Source organism: Halanaerobium saccharolyticum, from assembly GCF_004362045.1.
GTDB classification, from domain to species: domain Bacteria; phylum Bacillota; class Halanaerobiia; order Halanaerobiales; family Halanaerobiaceae; genus Halanaerobium; species Halanaerobium saccharolyticum_C.
Genome location: NZ_SNWX01000056.1, coordinates 1 through 4,768, shown reverse-complemented (window position 1 = coordinate 4,768; position 4,768 = coordinate 1). Strand labels below are relative to the sequence as shown.

The following is a 4,768-nucleotide window of genomic DNA, read 5'->3' as shown; positions in this document are numbered from 1 at the left end:
GGAATTAAATTTGCTGCATAAGTAGTTAAATTTATTGAGAAACTGTGTTTAATAAATCATATTAAAGCTTGTCCAAGATTAGAGGGGCTAGCTCAAAGATCATTTAATAGATCAAATTTCAATAATTAAAGATTGTTTGCAAAAAATGAATTTTAATTGTAAATTAGATAAAAATTTTATAAAAGGTTATGAGTTTAAAGAGTTATATAGTTATATACATGATGAAAAGAGTTCTGTGGGGTATAATTATTTTTTGATTCTTATTGAAAATAACGTTTTACCATCATATATTCAAATTAGTGATGATAAGAATGAGATAGAATTAATTTTAGATTCAATTCTTTATAAAAAAAGTAAAGAACTTAATAAAACAATAGAATTTAGTGATTTAGTATAAAAAATTGTCCGAACTTCATATAACATGGGATTGAAGATTCCGCTGCGCTCCATGCAAATTTATTCGGCAAGGGCAGTCGCCCTAAGCCTCATAAACTTCTTAAATCCCAGTAACGTTATACGAAATAATAACTGAACAGCGGCAAATAAGAGAAAAAGATAAAAGAAGGGTTGGATCATCGCTAAATGACATAAACTAACTCCTGCAAATGAAGGAAATGATAATTGATGAGTTTCTATGGTTTTAACAATTAACTTGAGCTATTATAATCTACAAAACTATTTACATATATCAGAAGGTAATTAGTCACTGATTGATCTTCACGCACTTCGTGAAGATTTAATATAGTACAGAATTCATGAACCTTTTTGCTGGTGAAGGAAGAATAATGATATTTCATTAAGTTGAAGTAGATAGAAGTTTTTAACGCGGCAAGTTATTACATCGTATAACATGGGATTGCCGTTAGGCTAAAGAGCAAGCCTACCCTTCGGGACATGCCTTCTGTCACAAAGCTTGCAATAATAACAGCAAGAAATCTGGAAGGCAAGCTTTCCGCCAGGCCTAAAGGCACAGGCACGTCGGAAATCCCAGTAACGTTATATGACATGCCTCAGATAAGCTATTACTTTGAATTTTTAAGGAAGTGAATAATGGATGATTAATTTTAAACAATTTAAAGAGGAAGAAATATTAAAAGATAATTTTATCAAGGAATATCAAGAAGGAATGGAAGCTTTTTATCATCAATTAATAAACTTAAATGTTAATCTTTTTATAATAGATAAAATCAAGGAATTTCCTTTCGATGTTTTTTGTAATTCAAGTGACAGGATCTTCTTTTCAATGGTGATGAATAATTTTTATGAAAATAGCGTTTTACTAATAACTAGATTAGCAACAGATAATGGTAGTGAGTTACTTACTTTACCAGAGTTCAAAAATAATGTTAGAAAAAATATTAAATCAAATTATAAAAAAGATTTTACAGATCTTCTTAGGGAAAATAAATTTGATTCAAAAGTTAGAAGTTTATTAAGTCAAGCGAGAGTCCTGAGAAATGAAAGTATAGCTCATTTGAAAAAAGATTCGATAGGTAAAACTCAGCATTTAAAAATATCTGAATTAAAAGAGTTACGTGATGCTCTAAATGATTTATTAGATACTATTTCATTTGGTAAGACTCATTTAATGTTACCAGTTGAATATGATACTAATTGGTCTAATAGCTCGAAACCAGATATTGAAAAAATTTTAGATCGGGTAGCAGCTAGTAGTATTAAATTTAATATGCCTGAAAATAATCCTGAAAGATGGAGGCGTTTAAAGAAGAAGTTAGATCCTGAAAGATTAGAAATTATTAATAAGTATAGAAAAAAACTTGGATTATCTAAAGCTTAAAACTTTTCGGCACGTCATATAACATGGGATTGGCGCCATGCCTTCTGTCATAAAGCTTGCAGGTTAACCAATCACGGATACGAAAAAGCAAGCTTTACGCCAGTTCCTGACGGAATCAGGCACGAGCGCAAAATCCCAGTAACGTTATACGAAAGTTTTAGCAATTATAACAATAGAGGTGATGAATTTTGAATGAATTTATTAAATTATCTATAAGTTTTATTCTAGGTGTTATTACAACATTTATTAGTATCCACTTTGCAGAAAAGATAAAAGAAAATAATCATAAAGAAAAATTAAAAAAGTTACTTAAAGTTCAAATGTTAGATATTTTAGAAGCAATGAAAGAGGAAGAAAACTTTAATATAGTATATTATGGTAAAGTAATTAATAATGATATGGATGATGAAGAATATAATAAAATAAAAAAAGAAATAAAGGATAATAATCCATTGAAAAACCATTTATATAAATTAAGTGATAATGAATTAAAATATTATAAAAATAAAATAGAAGAATCAAAACAATTAGTACTAAATGATAAATTATTTTTACCTGAATCTGAATTAATGTATTTTGACTCTGAAACAGTTATTATGTTTTCTAAAGTTAAGAATAAGCTTATTCTTTTATTAGATAAAATACATATGATCTTATCTCTTTTTAAAGAAATGAATAAAGAGGAATTTGATAAAAAAACTATTGATATATTTGATGTTTTGTTTGAATTTGGAGATGAGATGCATACGTTGATTTTTGAATTATCTTTAGATGATCAATAACTATTGCTAAAACCATCGTATAACATGGGATTGCCGTTGGGCTAAAGAACAAGCCCACCCTTCGGGACATGCCTTCTGTCACAAAGCTTGCAATAATAGCAGCAAGAAATCTGGACAGCAAGCTTTCCGCCAGGCCTAAAGGCACAGGCACGTCGGAAATCCCAGGAACGTTATGTGCAATATTTTTCTAAGTGGGTGAGAAAATGCTGAAAATAATAGATACATATGAAGATATTTTAGTTTTAAGAAATAGTATTATAAAAGACAAAAATATCGATTTAAACGACTGGAAAAACTATTTATCAGCTCATCCTACTCTTATGAAAAAATGTATTAAAGATTCTTCAAGTTATAATTTTAATAAAGATATAAAACCAGTAATATTAGAAGCATTAACTAATAATTTCCCCAAATTAGATCAAGTGCATAAAAACTTTATGTCATTAACTGATAATGTAAATAATAAATTTAAATCAACTTTTCATATCAAAGATGATATATATGTATATTTTTATGTAGGATTATGTAATGGAGCAGGCTGGGCAACGAAAATTAATTCAGATTATGCAGTACTTTTAGGGGTAGAAAAAATTGTGGAACTAGGTTGGTATGATAAGAGTAGGTTGATTTCGCTTTTATATCATGAGTTATGTCATATTGCACATAATATCTTGAGAGAAAAAACATTTTCTCCTTCTTTAAAAACTGAAAGAGAAAAAAGTATATGGCAGTTGTATATTGAAGGATTTGCCCAGAGATATCAACAAGTATTATACAAAGAAGGGTTTTATCATCAGGATAAAAACGGATGGTTAAGATGGTGTCAAAATCATCACGATCAATTAAAAAAAGACTACTTAGAAAAGATAAAAAACAATTTGAGTACACAAGATTTTTATGGGGATTGGGTAGAGCATAAAGGTTATAGTGATGTTGGCTATTACTTAGGTTGTGAATTCATAAAACATATTAGTGATGATTTAAATACAAAACAAATTGCTAATCTTAATTTAGATAAGATAGAAAGCTTTGTAATTAATTATTTAGAAATATCAGGCTAAACGAAAAATACAGCACATAACATGGGATTAAAGATTCCGCTGCGCTCCATGCAAATTTATTCGGCAAGGGCAGTCGCCCTAAGCCTCATAAACTTCTTAAATCCCAGGAACGTTATACGACATTAAACTAAGCAAGTATGTTTTCAGCTTGGAAAGAACGAGAGGGATTTGTAAAACCCTCTCAGGTAATTCAAAATAATAATTTAATTTGTGATTTTAGATCTTATGGCCAAGGACAGAATAATTTATGGATGAATCACTTTTGAAAAATGTCAGCTGTAAAGTCTTAATGAGCGAAAAGTGAAAAAAATTATTTAGCATTAAAATATCAGATGTAAATATTAATGAAATAAGTTTCATGAAGATAGCAAACTCAAAGTATCAATGATAAGCACTGCAGCAAATAGTTATAATTTAATAAAAGAAAAGAGATCTTAATTAATAATAAAAGAAATATTCGCCTAACAGTCACATTCGTGACATTAGGCTAAGTCAGTATCTTTAATCGTGGAAATACCGAGATGGATTGACAAGACGCGCTTTAGAAAATCAAAAAATAAAATAATAATTAAACCTGTTACTATGCAGGTATTTTTTTCTTTTACATGAAGTATATTAATAATAAATTGATTTCTGCAAGTAAAGCTAAGTTAATAGATTTCTTTTCTGCAATAATCGGGAATTTTAGTTTGCAACTTTCGGGAATATTAATAGCAATCCTTAAAGCTGGTAAAAATATTATGAACTTAACTTCGTGAAGATCTAATAATTTTAGTAAAAGAATAATTAATTCAATTAAACATACTCATTAGTGCCTTAAATGAGTATGTTTAAGAGTTAATGAGTATATTAATTAAGAAAATCAAAATAATAAGAAAAAATTAAAAGAGCTGCCGTTTAACAGTCGTATAACATGGGATTGGCGCCATGCCTTCAGTCATAAAGCTTGCAGGCTAACCAATCACAGATACGAAAAAGCAAGCTTTACGCCAGTTCCTGACGGAATCAGGCACGAGCGCAAAATCCCAGAATCGTTATATGCAATAACAGCCTGGATTGCAAGTAAAGAGTATCTCTAGCAGAAAGGATAAAAACTTATGAAACCCAAATTAGAATCTGCTTACATA

Annotated in this window: 3 protein-coding genes; all 3 read left to right on the top strand. The window is 29.2% G+C overall.

Annotation, left to right across the window (positions count from 1 at the left end; genetic code table 11):
• The first annotated feature begins 1,054 nt into the window (after positions 1 to 1,054).
• The 3 genes from DFR79_RS15820 to DFR79_RS15810 all read left to right on the top strand — a co-directional run bounded on the left by DFR79_RS15820 (position 1,055) and on the right by DFR79_RS15810 (position 3,641).
• Positions 1,055 to 1,798: a hypothetical protein gene (locus DFR79_RS15820; protein ID WP_133516424.1), complete on the top strand. Its 744-nt coding sequence runs from the start codon at positions 1,055 to 1,057 to the stop codon at positions 1,796 to 1,798.
• Positions 1,799 to 1,986: 188 nt separating this feature from the next.
• Positions 1,987 to 2,580: a hypothetical protein gene (locus tag DFR79_RS15815; RefSeq protein WP_133516423.1), complete on the top strand. Its 594-nt coding sequence runs from the start codon at positions 1,987 to 1,989 to the stop codon at positions 2,578 to 2,580.
• 203 nt (positions 2,581 to 2,783) lie between these two features.
• Positions 2,784 to 3,641 (top strand): hypothetical protein, encoded by an 858-nt coding sequence (locus tag DFR79_RS15810; protein ID WP_133516422.1) that lies wholly within the window; start codon positions 2,784 to 2,786, stop codon positions 3,639 to 3,641.
• Positions 3,642 to 4,768 lie beyond the last annotated feature (1,127 nt).

Excerpts from the sequence above, each read along its gene's own strand:
- DFR79_RS15820 (WP_133516424.1), top strand. The coding sequence starts at position 1,055 with ATGATTAATTTTAAACAATTTAAAGAGGAAGAAATATTAAAAGATAAT.
- DFR79_RS15810 (WP_133516422.1), top strand. The coding sequence starts at position 2,784 with ATGCTGAAAATAATAGATACATATGAAGATATTTTAGTTTTAAGAAAT.